At 64.8% G+C, this 15442-nt stretch carries 13 protein-coding genes; 4 read left to right on the forward strand and 9 right to left on the reverse strand.

Features of this window, described 5'->3' with window-relative positions:
• Positions 1-237 precede the first annotated feature (237 nt).
• From BLV04_RS11905 to BLV04_RS11920, 4 genes are all read right to left on the reverse strand, one after another.
• A complete protein-coding gene (locus BLV04_RS11905; RefSeq protein ID WP_093032028.1) occupies positions 238-3684 on the reverse strand; it encodes an acyl-[ACP]--phospholipid O-acyltransferase in 3447 nt (1148 codons plus the stop codon).
• A 127-nt stretch (positions 3685-3811) separates the two neighbouring features.
• A complete protein-coding gene (locus BLV04_RS11910) occupies positions 3812-4522 on the reverse strand; it encodes a c-type cytochrome (RefSeq protein WP_245731862.1) in 711 nt (236 codons plus the stop codon).
• Positions 4519-5163 (reverse strand): c-type cytochrome, encoded by a 645-nt coding sequence (locus BLV04_RS11915; RefSeq protein WP_093032031.1) that lies wholly within the window; start codon positions 5161-5163, stop codon positions 4519-4521. Before BLV04_RS11915 ends, BLV04_RS11910 begins: the two co-directional genes overlap by 4 nt.
• A gap of 197 nt (positions 5164-5360) precedes the next feature.
• Positions 5361-6986, reverse strand: coding sequence for a serine hydrolase (locus tag BLV04_RS11920; RefSeq protein ID WP_093032035.1), 1626 nt, complete (start codon positions 6984-6986; stop codon positions 5361-5363).
• 24 nt (positions 6987-7010) lie between these two features.
• Between BLV04_RS11920 and BLV04_RS11925 the strand changes: the two genes are divergently transcribed.
• On the forward strand, positions 7011-7442 hold the full coding sequence (locus BLV04_RS11925; RefSeq protein WP_093032038.1) for an acyl-CoA thioesterase: 432 nt from the start codon (positions 7011-7013) through the stop codon (positions 7440-7442).
• Positions 7443-7466: 24 nt separating this feature from the next.
• On the opposite strand, the gene BLV04_RS11930 is transcribed toward BLV04_RS11925, so the two are convergent.
• Positions 7467-7832, reverse strand: a complete 366-nt coding sequence (locus BLV04_RS11930; RefSeq protein WP_093032041.1) for an acyl-CoA thioesterase — start codon at positions 7830-7832, stop codon at positions 7467-7469.
• 170 nt (positions 7833-8002) lie between these two features.
• Here BLV04_RS11930 and BLV04_RS11935 point away from each other — a divergent pair, with 170 nt between their 5' ends.
• From BLV04_RS11935 to BLV04_RS11940, 3 genes are all read left to right on the forward strand, one after another.
• On the forward strand, positions 8003-9832 hold the full coding sequence (locus tag BLV04_RS11935) for a sodium:solute symporter family protein (RefSeq protein WP_093032044.1): 1830 nt from the start codon (positions 8003-8005) through the stop codon (positions 9830-9832).
• A 213-nt stretch (positions 9833-10045) separates the two neighbouring features.
• A complete protein-coding gene (locus BLV04_RS24950) occupies positions 10046-10216 on the forward strand; it encodes a symporter small accessory protein (protein WP_175534606.1) in 171 nt (56 codons plus the stop codon).
• A complete protein-coding gene (locus BLV04_RS11940; RefSeq protein WP_093032048.1) occupies positions 10206-11597 on the forward strand; it encodes an alginate export family protein in 1392 nt (463 codons plus the stop codon). Before BLV04_RS24950 ends, BLV04_RS11940 begins: the two co-directional genes overlap by 11 nt.
• A gap of 143 nt (positions 11598-11740) precedes the next feature.
• On the opposite strand, the gene BLV04_RS11945 is transcribed toward BLV04_RS11940, so the two are convergent.
• The 4 genes from BLV04_RS11945 to BLV04_RS11960 all read right to left on the reverse strand — a co-directional run bounded on the left by BLV04_RS11945 (position 11741) and on the right by BLV04_RS11960 (position 15364).
• Entirely contained in the window at positions 11741-12310 is a 570-nt protein-coding gene (locus BLV04_RS11945) for a Uma2 family endonuclease (protein WP_093032052.1), read from the reverse strand.
• A gap of 126 nt (positions 12311-12436) precedes the next feature.
• Positions 12437-13837 carry an NAD(P)(+) transhydrogenase (Re/Si-specific) subunit beta gene (locus tag BLV04_RS11950; RefSeq protein ID WP_093032055.1) on the reverse strand — a complete coding sequence of 467 codons (1401 nt, stop codon included), beginning with the start codon at positions 13835-13837 and terminating at the stop codon, positions 12437-12439.
• A gap of 12 nt (positions 13838-13849) precedes the next feature.
• Entirely contained in the window at positions 13850-14146 is a 297-nt protein-coding gene (locus tag BLV04_RS11955) for a proton-translocating transhydrogenase family protein (protein WP_093032059.1), read from the reverse strand.
• 120 nt (positions 14147-14266) lie between these two features.
• Complete coding sequence (locus BLV04_RS11960) at positions 14267-15364, reverse strand: Re/Si-specific NAD(P)(+) transhydrogenase subunit alpha (protein WP_093032062.1); 1098 nt, start codon at positions 15362-15364, stop codon at positions 14267-14269.
• Positions 15365-15442 lie beyond the last annotated feature (78 nt).

Raw genomic sequence — 15442 nt, forward strand, 5'->3', positions numbered from 1 at the left:
GGGCGAGGAAGCGCGACGATTCCGCCGTTACGAGACCGTTCAAACGATGCGGAAAAGTCCGGACTTGTTAAGGGTTATGAGATGCCTGCCGCCGCAGGATGACGGTGGAGGCTGGCACGGCGCTGAAGGCGGGCTGGCGACTAAGACCACCAGCGCCGGCGCCGGCTTGAACCTCTGGCATTCAGGTCGGCGGAAAAGGTCGACTGCAAGTCGACGATCCCGGGGGGGCTCGCCAACTCAAGCCACCAGCGCCAGCCGCTTCGCTGCACCGAAATCCGTCTTGCCGCTGCCGAGCTTGGGGATCGCCGCGACCTGAAGCACCTCGGCGGGGATGTTCAGCGGATTCATCCCGGCATCGAGCAGCTGCTTGCGTAGGCCATCGGCGTCGATCTCGCCGGCGACCAGGAGCAGGATGCGCTCGCCCTTGCGCTCGTCGGGGAGGTTGACGGCGGCCAACTCCAGCTCGGGCTGACCGAGGATGCGGCGCACCTGATCCTCGACCGCGCCCAGGCTGATCATCTCTCCGCCCAGCTTGGCGAAGCGCGAGTAGCGGTCGACGATGGTGAGGAAGCCGTCCGGATCCAGATGGCCCTTGTCGCCGGTCTTGTACCAGCGCTGGCCGTCCAGCTCGACCACCACGTCCGCGGTCTTTTCCGGGGCGTTGAGATAACCCTTCATCACCTGGACGCCGCCGATGAGGATGAGCCCGTCCTCACCGGGCGGCAGGGTCTCCAGGGTCGCGGGGTCGACGATGCGGAAGCTGGTGCCGGGCAGCGGCAGGCCCACGGTGCCGGGACGCGAGCCGGCCTGGATCTTCCAGGTCTCGGTCTCGAGCGCGTCCGGGACGTTGACGCTGGCGACCGGCGTGGTTTCCGTCGCACCGTAGCCCTCGTAGATGGGCTTGTTGAACTTGAGTGCGAAGGCGTCGCGCACCTCCGGGGCAAGGCGTTCCGCACCGGCTACCACCACGCGCACGGACTGGAGCATCAGAGGATGAACGCGCTGATTGCGGATATAGAGCCGCAGGAAGGTCGAGGTGCTGCACAACACGGTCGCACGATAACGGGCGATCGCCTTGGCGGTGCCGACCGCGTCGGTCGGGTCGGGATGGCAGACCATCGGGATGCCCTCGAGCAGCGGCAGGAAGGTGGTTACCGTGAGGCCGAAGGCATGGAAGGGCGGCAGGTTGGCGAGGATGAGATCGTCCGGCTCGGTGTTGAGCACATCCGAGATTTGCCGGACGTTGGCCATGATGTTGCGATGGCTGAGCTCGATACCCTTGGGCGCGCCCTCGCTGCCGCTGGAGAAGAGGATGGCTGCGGTATCGTCGGGTCGGCCGGGCCATCCGAACAGCCAAAGCAAAACGCCGGCGGGCAGGAGGCTGCCGATGCTCAGGAGCGTAAGCGCCTCCGCCTTGCCGATCTCGGCGCGCAGCTTCTCCATTGGATGCAGCGTCGTCTCCGCGAAGGCCGCGTCCAGGTCGATCCCGCGCTGTTGCAGCTTGGCGAGGAAGCGATCCGAGGTGATCACATGGCGCACGCCGGCGTTGCGCATCCCGGCCAAGAGCGCCTCGCTGCTTGCGGTGTAGTTGAGGTTGACCACCTGCTTGCCGACGAGCAGCGCCGCCAGATTGGCGATCGCCGCAGCACTGCTCGCCGGAAGCAGGATGCCGACCGCCGGCTCGGGGACGAGACGCTTGATCCGGCGCGCGAACAGCAGAACAGCCGTAAGCAGGCGCCGATTGGTCAGCCGGGTACCCGCCGAATCGATCACGGCCACCTCGCCGAGACGCCGTTTCGCCGCCGAAAGCCAGGCCGCCGACAGGGTCGGGAGGGTTGCAATATGGGTCTGCCAAGAGGTCACGGAGAGCTCGAAGACCGCCTGCTTGACCTGCTCCGCGCTCGCCTCGCGCGCCAGCGGCTGGCCGAATGCGACCAGCACGTCGCGGGTTCGACCCTCGCGGCGACTGGCCTTGAGCTTCTCCTTGGCGTAGGAGAAGCGGCTCCCCCAAAGACCGCGCAGATAGAAGGGCAGGATGACGCCGGACGTGGCGGCGCGTGCGGATCTCTCGAAGCCGCGCTTGAACTCGGAGAGCTGCCCGTTCTTGCTGATGGTGCCTTCCGGGAAGATGCAGACCACCTCGCCGGCGTCGAGCAGCCGAGAGACGGTCTCGATCGCCTCGCGGCTGCGCCCGCCCGAGATGGGCACCACGCCGAAGAAGTCCAGGAACCAGCGCAGATACCAGCGTTCGTAGATCACCCGCTCCATCACGAAGCGCACCGGCCGCGGGCTCGCCATCTGTACCATCGCCCAGTCGACCCAACTGATGTGGTTGCCGAGCATCAGCACGCCGCCTTGGGCCGGCATGTTCTTCAGACCGATGACGTCGAGCCGATAATGGGTCGACATGGCGCGGGCCATCAGGAATCGCACCATCGACTGGGGTAACTGATAGAGGGTGTAGATGGCCCCGCAGAGCGCGACGACGGCGAGCGCGAGCATCACCGTCAGACCACCGATGTGCAGATAGGCCGCCAGGACCGTAAGCCCGAGGAAGCTCAGCATCACGATGTTCTGGATGAAGTTGTTGGCCGCAAGCACGCGCCCGAGACCCTGCTCGCCGGCATTGAATTGGATCAGGGCATTGAGCGGCACCAGAAAGACGCCGCCGAGGACGCCGAGCAGCAGGAAGTTCAGTCCATGCGCCCAGGCGGACCCCAGCCCCGGCAACACGAAAAGCGCCGCGGAGACGCCGAGCGCGCCGACCGGGATCAGGCCGGTCTCGATATGGTGACGCGAGATCCGTCCGGCGACGACCGAGCCCAGGATGATGCCGATCCCCGAGCAGGCGAGGACCCCCTGGATCACGACCGTGTTGGTCTCGCCGAGTGTCTCCTTCGCAAACGCCGGGAAGGCGGCGAGGATCACCTGCGCGATCGACCAAAAGATCGCAAGCCCCACGATCGAGAGCCAGATCACCTGGTTGTCCCAGGCGGCATGCAGATTGTTTCGCAGATAGCGACCGCTGGCGTAATCCGGCAAGGCAAAGCGCATCTCAATACCGGGCGCGCGCGCGGGCAGGCCGTAGGCCAGCACGACCTCGATCAGCGATCCCGCGACCAGCACCCAGCCGAGCGGCGCCATCATCCCCATCACCTCGTCGGGTGTGGTGTAGCTCATGCCGGCCAGGCGGCCCTCGAACAGGACCGAAAAGAAGAAGATCCCCGCCAGGATCGCCGTCGTGGTCGTCGCCTGGACCCAGCCGTTGGCCGAGGCCAGCGCCTCCTTGCCGACCAGCTCCTTGATATAGCCGTACTTGGCCGGCGAATAAAAGGCGCTCTGCACCGCCAGCAGGAAGGTCATGCCGAAGGCCGCCCAAAACCAGCCCAGATAATAGAAAAGCGTAATAGCGAGCGTGACCGCGACCGCCACCCAGGCGCTCGCGCGCATCACCAGATGTTTGGGGAAGCGGTCCGCCAGGAAGCCGGACGGCGTAAACAGCAGGACGAAGGGGAGCAGAATCAGCGCATTGACGATCGCCGTGAGTAGGATCTGGGCATCGCCGTCATAGGTCTTGAAGAGTGTGTTCTGGATGATGATCTTATGACCCAAGTCCACGAAGGCATTGAGAAAGATCATGCCGATATAGGCGACGAACCCGGTGATGCGGAAGAGCTGACCCATGCGTATGCGCCCCCTGGCGTCGACCGAGATTGTTGTCGTTGTCGTTATCGTGTTCGTCCGAAATCCGATTACGACAAAGACAACCAGCAGGGTACGAGGGGCGACTTAAGTCGCCCCTACCCACCAATCACTCCGGGCGCGATTCAATCGGTAAGCGGGACATGTAGTCGCTGACCGCCGCGATATCCGCGTCGCTGTACCCCTTGATCGCCTTCACCATCTCGGGATTCGCGTTTCGCCGTCCGCCGTCGCGAATCAGCTTGGACTCATGGTCGAGATAGCTGTAGTGCTGATGCGCGACGCGGGGGTAAAACTCCGCGGCATCGCCCTCGCCCTGCGCGCCATGACAGGTCGCGCAGTCCTTCTCGTAGAGCGCCTCACCGCGCGCCAGGTCCGTGCCGTCGCCTTTGAGATTGGTCGCCGGAATCGGCAGCTGCGAGAGATAGGCGGCGATGTCGGCAACCTCTTCGGACGACACGACCCACTCGGCGACGAAGGGGTGCATCTTGGGGTTGTCGCGACGCCCGGCGCGCACGTCGATCATCTGCTTGATGAGAACACTCGCATGTTGGCCGGCCAACTGCGGATAGATGGCGTCGCCGCGACCCGAGCCATCGGCCTGATGACAGCCGCGACAGACGGCGTAGGCCTCCTCGCCGTTCTCGGAGTCGCCGCGATGGGCCAATGCGATCATCTGCTCCTCGTTGGGGGCGTTCCAAACATAGCCGGGCGACTCGATACCGGGGGCATGGGGTTGCGCCGGCGGAGATGCGGACGCACTGCCGGCCGCCAGCGCGAGCGCTCCGAGGCAGACGAGACGGATGATCATGTCGTTCATTCCTCCTCCGTGTCGAGGACCATCAGGCTAGCGATGTATTGGGCCACGGCCAGTGTTTCGGCCTCGCTCATGCGATCCGCCACGGTCTGCATGAGTCCTCGGTCGTTGGTCCGCTCGCCGGCGGCATAACGGCGCATCTGCTCGAGGGTGTAGCCGACGTCCTGACCGGTGAGCCGCGGGAAGCGACGCGTGCCCTCGCCCTCGTCGCCGTGGCACCCGGAGCAGGCCGGTATGCCGCTGCCCGGATTGCCGTCGTCGTAAACGCGTCTGCCGAACTCCAGCAATGAAGGATCGGTCACCACGCCCGGGATCACCTCCTGAGCGGCATAGTAAGCAGCGACATGCGGGATCTCCTCGTCGGTCAGTCCGCCGATGAAGTTGCCCATCACCTCGCTGGTGCGCCGGCCCTCGCGATAGTCCTTCATCTGCTTCACGAGATAGGCCGCGTGTTGGCCGGCCAGCCGCGGCGTATTGGGCATGGGGCTGGTGCCATCCCGGGCATGACAGGCCACACAGACCCGCGCCGCGATTCCGGCACCGATCTCCGGATCGCCCTTGGTTTGAGCAAACAGGGATGGTGCACAGAGGATTCCGACGCAGCCGGTCAGGACGACGAGCGATTGAATGACGACCAATCTCACTGCGGTTCCTCGAATCTGATCGTGCTCCAATCATGTCGCAGGCACTCGCGCGTCGGCAAGTCGGAGATCGTGCGCCCGCAACCCGCCCAAGCCGACCGACAAGAACGATCTGTCACCTCAACCGCGTCCCGGGAGGTTCGCCGGTTGCGCCAACCCCACGATCAATACGCGACAAGGCAAATCGCTCGAAACGCGGTTTAGCGCCTGAACGTCCCCAGCCCCTCCTCGTCCAGATATTCGACTTGCAGGAACACGGCCCGGTCGCCCTCGAACGCGAAGACCGCGCCGCTGATACCGAGCCCGTTCTCGCCGATGGGCCGGAAGGTGAAGGCGTCGCCGTCGAAATGGCTCAGCAAAAGCCCCGTCGGACTCGGGCCGAGCCGCAGGACCAATCCGGCTTCGGTCGCTTCCACGACAGCCGGTCCGTAGAGGTCGTTGGCGTAGTGGCCGACATAGGCGTCGAGCGGACGTGCCGGAGCGGGTGTGGCCGGGGCCTCGCCGAACTGGGTGTGCACCTGATAGAACCCCGCCATCGCGCCGCGGTAGAGCGCCGACCAGTCGTGCCGGACCTCGCCGGTCTCCACCAGTTCGAGAAAGCTCGCGGCAATTCCCTCGGGCGCACCGACGGGTTGCCCGTTGGTGAGGATCAGGATCCCGAGAGACTCCGAGGGGAGCATGGCGAGCGTTGTCGCAGCACCCAGCAGAAAGGCACCGGAGTGAGACCAGCGGACACGGCCTGCACTGTCTACACCGACCCCGAGACCCAGTCCGTAGAAGCTCGGGCGGCTGCTCGGCCCGCGCAAAGGAGAGCTCATCAGATTCGGCGAGTGGATCCGTGCCAGCGCCTCCGAGCCGATGACCGCCTTGCCGTCGAGCGCCCCTTCAGCCAGAAGGAGCCGCATCCACTGCGCCATATCGGTCACGGAGCTGCTCACGCCGCCCGCGGGCGACTGGGCATCGGGCTGTCGGACCTCGGGCGTCACCATCCAGAGGCCGTCACGGCGGATGTGTCCGATCGCATGATTGGGGGCTGCCGCGAAGTCCGCGAAACGCGAGCTGGTCGAGGTCATCCCGAGCGGACCGTAGAGCAGGTCGCGGCTCAGGTCATCCCAGGGCGTGCCCGCAGCGCGCGCGACCGCCTCGGCCGCGGCGGTCAATCCGAAGTTGGTATAGGCATAGCTGGCCCTGAAAGGCGCCAAGGGATAAAAACGTAGGCGCGATAGGATCTCCGCGCGCCCGTATCCCATGTCCTCCAAGAGGTCGCCGGCATGGTCGGGAAGCCCGCTGCGGTGGGCGAAGAGATCCGCGATAGTCACCCGCAAGGTAATCGCCGGATCGCTCAAGGCGAAATCGGGCAGATGGCGGACGATAGGGTCGTCCCAGGCAATCATGGACCGATCGACCGCGGCCGCGACCACCGTCGCCGCAACCGGTTTCGACAAGGAGGCCAGTTGAAAGACCGTCTCGGCATCGACGCGCGCCTCGCCGTCCAGGCTGCGTCGACCGAAGCCTTTAAGGTAGACGACGCGATCACGATGGACCACCGCGATCGCCATACCCGGCACACCGGTCGTCGCCAGCGCCGCCTCGGCCATCGCGTCGAGCTGCGCCACTGCGGCGTCGACCCGACCCGCCGGGATCGGGACATCCGAGAAGGCGGAGGGGTCAAGGTGGGTGGGTTCGGCTGGCCTGGACTCGACAAACGGATTCACGCCCGGCGGGCTCGCGTTCTCGCTCGCCGGCACGCCGACCGGCGCGAGCAGCATCAGCGCCGCGAGCACGAACGGACGCGCCTTCATCGGGTCCACGTTAAGATCGATCATCGCCGCCAGCCTCCGGAGTCAGACATGGATCCACGCCATTTCGCCTATGCCTTCAGCGTCCGCCTGCACGACACGGACGCGGCCGGACGGCTCTTTTTCGGCCACCTCTTCCGTCATGCGCACGATGCCTACGAGGCCTTCATGGCTCACGTCGGCCTCCCGCTCGATCGCCTCATCCGCGAGGGCGAGATCCTGCTGCCGCTGGTGCACGCCGAGGCAGACTATCACCGACCGCTGTGCCAGGGTGATCGGGTTCAGGTCGTGCTGGCGATCGACGAGATCCGCGCCCGCTCCTTCGCCGTGACTTATCGCTTCGAAACGCACGACGGCACACTCGCCGCAACGGCGAAGACGGTCCATCTCCGGATCAATCGCGACGGCTCGCCCGCTGCGGGCCTGTCCGACGAGATTCGGGACGCCATCTTGCCCTACCTGCACGAGGACCGCCCGCAGTGAGGAGACGGCCGCCCGCGAGACCTTTCAGGTACCGGACGGCGACAAGGGGATCTTCCGTCCCTGCTCGTCGACCCGTACGAAGGTGATGCAGGTGGTGAAGATCGGCTCCTCGTTGCCGGTGGTCAGATCATCGGCGAAGACGTGCACCGAGTAGCTGATCGAAGTGTTGCCTCGACAGCTCTCGATCGCGTCGAAGCGCAGCACCGCGCCCTGCTTCACGCTGCGATGAAACTCCACGCGGTCCATCGCGATGGTGACGAAGCGGCAGCCGGGATGGTCGCGACTGGCCGCGATCCAGGCGATCTCGTCGACCCACTTCAGCAAAAACCCCCCGAACAGATAGCCGTAATGGTTCAGAAACTCGGGGCGAACGACTTTGAAACTCTCCACGAACGGGCTCTCCTGGTCATCGACTAGGTCATCGATTGGTCATGAGTGGGTCAGAAACGGCCGTTTAACTGCGCTGGATCTATATAACAATACGAAGGTCCGGGTTATTTTTCGCCCCCGCGCGTCCTGACAAGACAACAACGACTACTTCGGGATCCTGAGGGGCATTCATGACGGGGCATTCTTCCGTAGGCTGGGTCGACATCGTCGTCATTCTGGCCTACCTCTTCGCGACCGGCTATCTCGGCTGGCTCGGCTATCGCGGCACCCGCTCGGCAGCGGACTTCCTGGTCGGCGGGCGTTCGGCCCACCCGATCATCATGGCGGTCTCCTACGGGGCCACCTTCATCTCGACCGCCGCCATCGTCGGCTTCGGCGGCGTGGCCGGGCTCTTCGGCATGAGTCTGCTGTGGCTCACCGTGCTCAATATCGGGTTCGGGATCCTGATCGCCTTTATCTTCCTGGGAGAGCCCACGCGGCGACTCGGTCATCATCTCGGCGCCCACACCTTTCCGGAGCTGCTCGGTCGACGTTACCAGAGTCGCGGGATCCAGATCTTCGCCGGTGCGCTCATTTTTCTCTTCATGCCGCTCTATGCGGCCGCGGTCATGACCGGGGGCAGCATCTTCGCGGCCACCCAGTTCGGGATCGATTTCGAGGTCGCGCTCCTGATCTTCGCGCTCATCACCGCCGCCTACGTCATCCCAGGCGGGATCAAGGCGGTGATGTATACCGATACGCTTCAGGGCTTCGTCATGGTCTTTGCCATGATCTTTCTGCTGATCTTTACCTACATGAGCCTCGGCGGCATCACCGAGGCCCACCAAACCCTCACCGACATGGCGGATATGGTCCCCGCACCGCTCGCGCAGATGGGGCATCAGGGCTGGACCGCGATGCCCGCATTCGGCTGGGGCGCGCCCACCTACGACCTCTGGTGGACCGTGATCACCGCGTTGGTGCTCGGCGTGGGAATCGGCGTGCTCGCTCAACCCCAGCTCGTCGTGCGCTTCATGACGGTGCGCAGCCGTCGCGAGCTCGACCGGGCGGTGCCGATCGGCGCCGTCTTCATTCTGCTCATGGTCGGGACACCCTTCGTCGTGGGGAGCCTCTCGAACGCCTGGTTCGCACAGAACGGCCCGCTCCTTCAGGGCAAGGTCGTCGAGGTGATCGATGCGGAGAAGGATCGCGCCCTGGTCGAGCTGATGCAGCAGGGCGAATCCGGGGCCTGGACGGCGATCCTCAACCCCAAGACGCAAGCGCCGGTTCGCGCGCCCATGATCATCGGCGAGCGCACCTCGGCACAAGACGGCGACGGCGCGACCTTCGAGCTGGTCGCCGGCCGCTCCATCGCCGCGACCTACACCAAGGGCGACGCCGACAAGATCATCCCGGCCTTCATCATGGCGGCGATGCCCCATTGGTTCGGCGTCATCTTCTTCCTCGCCCTGCTCGCCGCCGCCATGAGCACCATGTCGAGCCAGTTCCACACCATCGGCACGGCGGCCGGGCGCGACCTCTACGAGCGCATCTCGGACAAGGGACATCAACGCGAGCCGAGCATCCTGGTGATGCGCCTCGCCATCATGATCGGACTCATCATTGCCGTGACCATCAGCTATACCGTGCGGCAGGAATACGTCATCGCCCGCTTCACGGCAATCTTCTTCGGACTCTGCGCGGCAAGCTTCCTGCCCGCCTACATCGGCGGGCTCGTCTCCAAGCGCGTGACCCGTGCGGGGGCGCTGGCCTCCATGACCGTCGGCATGAGCGTCTCTCTCTTCTGGCTGGCCTTCATCAAGGCCCGCGAGGCCAGCGCCATCGGGCTGGTGCAGCTGGTCACCGACGGCAAGACCAGCTTGCTCGCCGATTATCCCAATTGGCCGTCGGTAGATCCGATCATCATCGCGCTGCCGGCCTCCCTGTTGACCTTGATCCTGGTCAGTGCGGTCACGCGACCGCCGGATAAGGCGCATTTGCGACGGTGTTTCCCCGATTAAGCCGCGTTAAACCGCGTCTCGGAGGCATATGAGATGATTATAGATTGCTGCTGCCTTGGCGCCATCAATGGATCTTGGCGCAGACGCGGTTTAAGTATTTTCTATTTTACTTGAATTGCGTCGGCTAGGATTTCTTTGGTGCCGCCGATGGAACCCATTTGCACCGGGAATCAACCGTAGCCTCAGACGCAATTCAATTCAGGAGCGCATGGGATGCTGGGTATCGATGATCCGTATGTCCTTATGGCCTATCTCGGCGCCGTCTCGATGGCCGTGATCGGCATTATCTACGGGCTCGTGCGTCGCAACGCGGCGCGCGACGAGGTGACACCCGAGGACCGTCTCTGGGCGCTTGACGAGAAGAAGGTGGACGATGACTTCTAAACGCTCATCGACATGGCTGGCAGCACTTGCCGCGGCGCTATTGTCCGCAGGCGCCTCGGCCGGCACTCAGGAGGCCGACGCGGCCTCAAGCTTCAAGCCGGGCGCGGATCTGCGGCTGCGCCAGGTCTTCATCGGCAATGTCGGCCTGAACGACCAAAGCCCGACCGCCGACCGGACCTTTCAGCGGTATCGCGGGCGCATTTGGGGGATCTACGCACCGACCGACCATATCGTCGGGACCGCGCGGCTCATGTGGGAAGGCCGTCACTACAACAAGCCCAAGGAGAATCAATGGCCGGTGCCGGGTTTCGAGACCTGGTACAGCGGCGGACTCTTCTTCGATCTGCTCGATGTCACCTTCAACGACATCGCCGGCTCGCCGCTCTCGGTCAAGCTCGGCCGCCAAGAGATCATCCTCGGCAACGGCTGGCTGGTGCTCGAAGGCACGCCGCTCGACGGCTCGCGGACCATCTATTTCGATGCGGCCCGCGCAACCTACAACCTGGAGTCCATCGGGACCACGCTCGACCTCATTTATCTGAATCAGGACGCCGACACGGGCCGCTTCCCGAGCCCGCTGAACGGCGTGATCGAGGATCAGATCGAGCAATACGAGACAGGCGCCATCCTCTACGCCCGCAACAAGAGCCTGGTCAAGGCGACGGACCTCGACGCCTATCTGATCTACAAAAGCAGCACGCCGGACAATACGCCGGGCAACATTCGGGTCAACAACGGTGCGCCCTTTCCATCCCCGCCCGATTCAGGCGTCGCCTACACGGTCGGCATGCGCGCCGAGTCCAAGCCGACCCCGCAATGGGCGCTGCGCGCCGAGGGCGCCTACCAGTGGGGCACCCGCAACAACGCAGATCTGGATGCACTCGGTTTCAACGGACGCGCCACCTACAACCTTAATGATCCGCTCGCCAATCGGTTTCATCTCGGCTACGAGTTTCTCTCCGGCAACGACCCCGACAGCAACGGCACCCAAGCCTTCGACCCGCTCTGGGGCCGCTGGCCGCAGTGGAGCGAGCTCATGATCTACCAGTGGCCGTTGGAGAGCCGCGTCGGCGAGGCGACGAACCTGAGTCGTCTGAATCTCGGCTGGGGCATCCAAGCCCATCCGACCACCTTGGTCACGGTCGATTATCACGCACTCTGGGCCGACGAGATGACCACGCGCACCCCGGCGCAGTTGGTCAACCTCAGCGGAGAAAGTCGCTTCCGCGGACATCTCGCCGCCGTCTGGGTCAAGACCAAGCTCAGCAAGCACGTCGCCGGGCACTTGGTCGCCGAATACCTCTGGCCCGGTGACTATTACGCCGAGAACCGGCGCGACGAATCCTATTTCGTCCGAGCGGAGTTGAATCTCACCTGGTGAGGCCGGGCGATACAGGCAATCGTCGCCGAGCGGCGAGCCCCCCGGATAGTCGACTTGCAGTCGACTATCCGGGGCATCCGCGTTCGCGTATCGAGAGAACCGAAACGACGCGGTGCCCCTCCCCGCTCTCCTTGAGTCGGCGCCTATCCCGCGCTGCCGAACACATAGCCCAGATCGATCTCGACGGCATCGAACGGCGGCACCCGGACGCGTCCGGGTACCGTACCGAGCGGGTATTCAGCGGAGAAGATGACGCGATAGCCGCCGGCGTCGAGCGCATAGGCGATGAGGGTCCGATCTTCCGGGGAGATGATCCAGTAGTGCGGGACACCGGCACGCTGGAGCAGCATCAGATGATGGACCAGGTCCTTACGCTCGTGACCGGGCGAGAGGATCTCGCAGACCCAGTCGGGGACCAATGTCATGACGCCGCTCGGGCGCTGCGGGACCCGCGCCTTGCGCCATCCCGCGAGATCGTGGCTCGGGCACTGGTGCTCGCTGTATTGGACACTGATCTCGGTGACGATCCACCAGCCGTCCGGACCGCCGTGACGCTTGAAAACCTGGATCTCGTCGGACAGCGCAGATTGCGCAAGACCATGCTCGAAGCGCGCCATCGGGCGCTGAACGATGTCGCCATCGATCAACTCGACGCGCTCGTCTCCCGGCCAGGCCAGGAGATCGTCGATCGTTCGGAGTCGTCTGGCTTCCACTAAATCCCCCTCGTTCTCGACCGCGCTTGCCGACACGCGCCGCGGTCGAGCCTCGTTCGAGTCTAGCCGGGAACGAGACGCCCGGAAAGCCGGCCCCGCATCCCGTGCGGGGCGGCCGGCTCAGGCTCAGTGCCCGCCGCCCTTCAGCGCGCTGTTCATGCCCTCGATGGTGTCTTTCGCATCGCCGAAGACCAGCGAGGTGTTCTCCTGGTAGAAGAGCAGGTTGTCGACGCCCGAATAACCCGGACGCATGGAGCGCTTGAGGAAGTAGACCTGACGCGCGCGGCCGGCCTCCAGGATGGGCATGCCGTAGATGGGACTGGTCTTGTCTTCCTTCGCCGCGGGATTGACGACGTCGTTCGCGCCGACGACCAGCACCACGTCGGTGCTCGGAAAGTCGGGGTTGATCTCGTCCATCTCGAGCACGCGATCGTAGGGGATGTCGGCCTCGGCGAGCAGCACGTTCATGTGCCCGGGCATGCGGCCGGCGACCGGATGGATTCCGAACTTCACCTCGACGCCGCGTGCCTCCAGCAGCTCCATCAGCTCCTTCAGCGCATGCTGCGCTTGCGCAACGGCCATGCCGTAGCCCGGGATGATGATGACGCGGTTGGCGTCCTCCATCCAGTAGACGGCATCCTCGACCGCGGCCGACTTCACGCCCTTGCCGGCTGCGACCGCACCCGCGCTGTCCTCGCCGCCGCTGTCCGAGCCGAAACCGCCGAAGACGACGTTGAGGATCGAGCGGTTCATCGCCTTGCACATGATGTAGGAGAGGATCGCGCCCGAGCAGCCGACCAAGGCACCGACGATGATCAGCAGGTTGTTGTGCAAGGTAAAGCCGGTCGCGGCCGCAGCCCAACCCGAATAGCTGTTGAGCATCGAGATGATGACCGGCATGTCCGCACCGCCGATCGGGATGATCAGGGTCACGCCGAGGGTGAAGGCGAGCAGGGTCATGAGGGTCAGCGAGATCAAGCTGCCGGTCATGGCGAAATGCACGGCCAGGGCGAGGGTTGCGATCCCCAGCAGCGCATTGAGCAGATGCTGGCCCTTGAACTTGACCGGACTGCCGCTCAACAGACCTTGCAGCTTGCCGAAGGCGATGACCGAGCCGGTGAAGGTGATGGCACCGATGACCACCCCCGCGGAGATCTCGCCCATCAGCAGCGCGTTCAGCTCGCCCGCGCCGCGCTTGGTGAGGAAGGTCCCGATGGCGACCATGACCGCCGCCATACCGACGAAACTGTGCAGGGCCGCCACCAACTGCGGCATGGCGGTCATCTGGATGCGCAGGGCCACGATGACGCCGATGACGGCGCCCAGCGTCATGCCGACGATGATGAATCCATAGGACTGGACCTGATCGCCCATCAGGGTCGCGACGACGGCGATCAGCATGCCGAGCATGCCGTAGAGGTTGCCGCGCCGGGCCGATGCCGGATGGGTCAAGCCCTTGAGGGCCAGGATAAAGAGTACGGCGGAGACCAGATAGGCCACCGCCTGGAGATTCACGGAAAGCGTCATGACGGCCTGTCCTTACTTTTTCTTCTTGAACATCGAGAGCATCCGGTGTGTCACCAGGAAGCCGCCGAAGACATTGATGGACGCCAGGAGCACGGCGATGAAGCCGATGATCTGGGTGAAGAGCCCCGCCTCGGGATCGCCGGCGACGAGCAGGGCGCCGACCAGGACGATACCCGAGATGGCGTTGGTGAGCGCCACCAGCGGGGTGTGCAGCGAGGGCGTGACGCCCCAGACCACCCAGTAGCCGATGAAGCAGGCCAGAACAAAGACATAGAGGGCAACGAGCGAGGGATCGAGTGCCTCGGGCATAGGGGTAACTCCGGTTGGACGGTGATCATGGGCGCGTCGCCGATGATCCCTGGTCAGTCATCGCAGAAAACGCGTTCGGACCGCAAAGCTGTCTTTGCGGCCCGATGTCTCGGATCGATCTCAGGTCGAGGGCTTCACCAGCATGGCGGCCGTGATGTCGTCCTCGGCGAGGTCCTTGAGGACGGGGCCGGACTCGCTCGGGGTGAACATGATCTCGATCAGATTGGCGAGGTTGCGGGCGTAGAAGGCGCTCGCGTCCGCCGGCACCAAGGCGGGGAAGTTGGTCAGACCGACGATGGTCACGCCGTGGCGCTCGACGATCTCGCCCGCGACCGTCAGGGGGCAGTTGCCGCCGTTGGCCGCGGCCAGATCGACGATGACCGAGCCCGGACGCATGCGTTTGACGACCTCCTCCGTCACCAGGACCGGGGCCGGGCGACAAGGGATCAGGGCCGTGGTGATGATGACGTGGGCCTTGGCAAGCTGGTCGCTCAAGGCGGCTTGCTGCTTGGCCTTCGCCTCCTCGGAGAGCTCTTTGGCATAACCGCCTTCGCCCGAGCCGCTTTCACCCAGGTCCAGCTCGATCGGCTTGGCGCCCAGGGAGCGGATCTGCTCTTGGGTCTCGGGGCGCACGTCGTAGGCGTAAACATCGGCGCCGAGTCGGCGCGCGGTGGCGATCGCCTGAAGCCCCGCGACACCCACGCCCAAAACGACCAGCCGGGCCGGCTTCGCGGAACCCGCGGAGGTCATCATCATGGGCAGGAAACGGCCGTAGCGGGCCGCCGCCTCGAGGGTCGCGCGATAACCGGCGATATTGCTCTGCGAGGACAGGGCATCCATGGACTGGGCGCGCGAGGTGCGCGGCATCCGCTCCATCCCGAGGACCCGGACCCCTTTGGCGAGCATGGCCGAGAGGATCTCGTCTTCCCCGCAACTCTCCAGCAGACCGACATAAAGGCCGCCCGGGCGCACAGCCTCGACGTCCGCAGCATCGGGGCGACGCACCTTCAGCAAGAGGTCCACGTCGAAAGCGCCGGCGCGGTCGGTCAGCTGCGCGCCCGCCGCAGCGTACTCGCCGTCGGGGTAGCCGGCACGCACCCCGGCGCCTGCCTCGACCATCACCTCGAAACCCTTACCGATCAGCTTCTTGACCACTTCCGGGATGGAGGCCACGCGGGTCTCGCCGGGGGCGGACTCCAAGGGAATTCCGATCTTCATCGCTCTATCGTCCTATCCGCAAGTCGGCCGCCCGCGAGCGGCAAAAACCGACGCATTATGGGTGCGGGAATCCGTCGC

This window comes from Thiocapsa roseopersicina, from assembly GCF_900106925.1.
GTDB classification, from domain to species: Bacteria; Pseudomonadota; Gammaproteobacteria; order Chromatiales; family Chromatiaceae; genus Thiocapsa; species Thiocapsa roseopersicina.

What these genes read in the sequence shown, in the direction of transcription:
- BLV04_RS11905 (WP_093032028.1), bottom strand. Translation starts at nt 3,684, where the DNA reads ATGGGTCAGCTCTTCCGCATCACCGGGTTCGTCGCCTATATCGGCATG.
- BLV04_RS11910 (WP_245731862.1), bottom strand. Translation starts at nt 4,522, where the DNA reads ATGAACGACATGATCATCCGTCTCGTCTGCCTCGGAGCGCTCGCGCTG.
- BLV04_RS11920 (WP_093032035.1), bottom strand. Translation starts at nt 6,986, where the DNA reads ATGATCGATCTTAACGTGGACCCGATGAAGGCGCGTCCGTTCGTGCTC.
- BLV04_RS11925 (WP_093032038.1), top strand. Translation starts at nt 7,011, where the DNA reads ATGGATCCACGCCATTTCGCCTATGCCTTCAGCGTCCGCCTGCACGAC.
- BLV04_RS11935 (WP_093032044.1), top strand. Translation starts at nt 8,003, where the DNA reads ATGACGGGGCATTCTTCCGTAGGCTGGGTCGACATCGTCGTCATTCTG.
- BLV04_RS24950 (WP_175534606.1), top strand. Translation starts at nt 10,046, where the DNA reads ATGCTGGGTATCGATGATCCGTATGTCCTTATGGCCTATCTCGGCGCC.
- BLV04_RS11940 (WP_093032048.1), top strand. Translation starts at nt 10,206, where the DNA reads ATGACTTCTAAACGCTCATCGACATGGCTGGCAGCACTTGCCGCGGCG.
- BLV04_RS11950 (WP_093032055.1), bottom strand. Translation starts at nt 13,837, where the DNA reads ATGACGCTTTCCGTGAATCTCCAGGCGGTGGCCTATCTGGTCTCCGCC.
- BLV04_RS11955 (WP_093032059.1), bottom strand. Translation starts at nt 14,146, where the DNA reads ATGCCCGAGGCACTCGATCCCTCGCTCGTTGCCCTCTATGTCTTTGTT.
- BLV04_RS11960 (WP_093032062.1), bottom strand. Translation starts at nt 15,364, where the DNA reads ATGAAGATCGGAATTCCCTTGGAGTCCGCCCCCGGCGAGACCCGCGTG.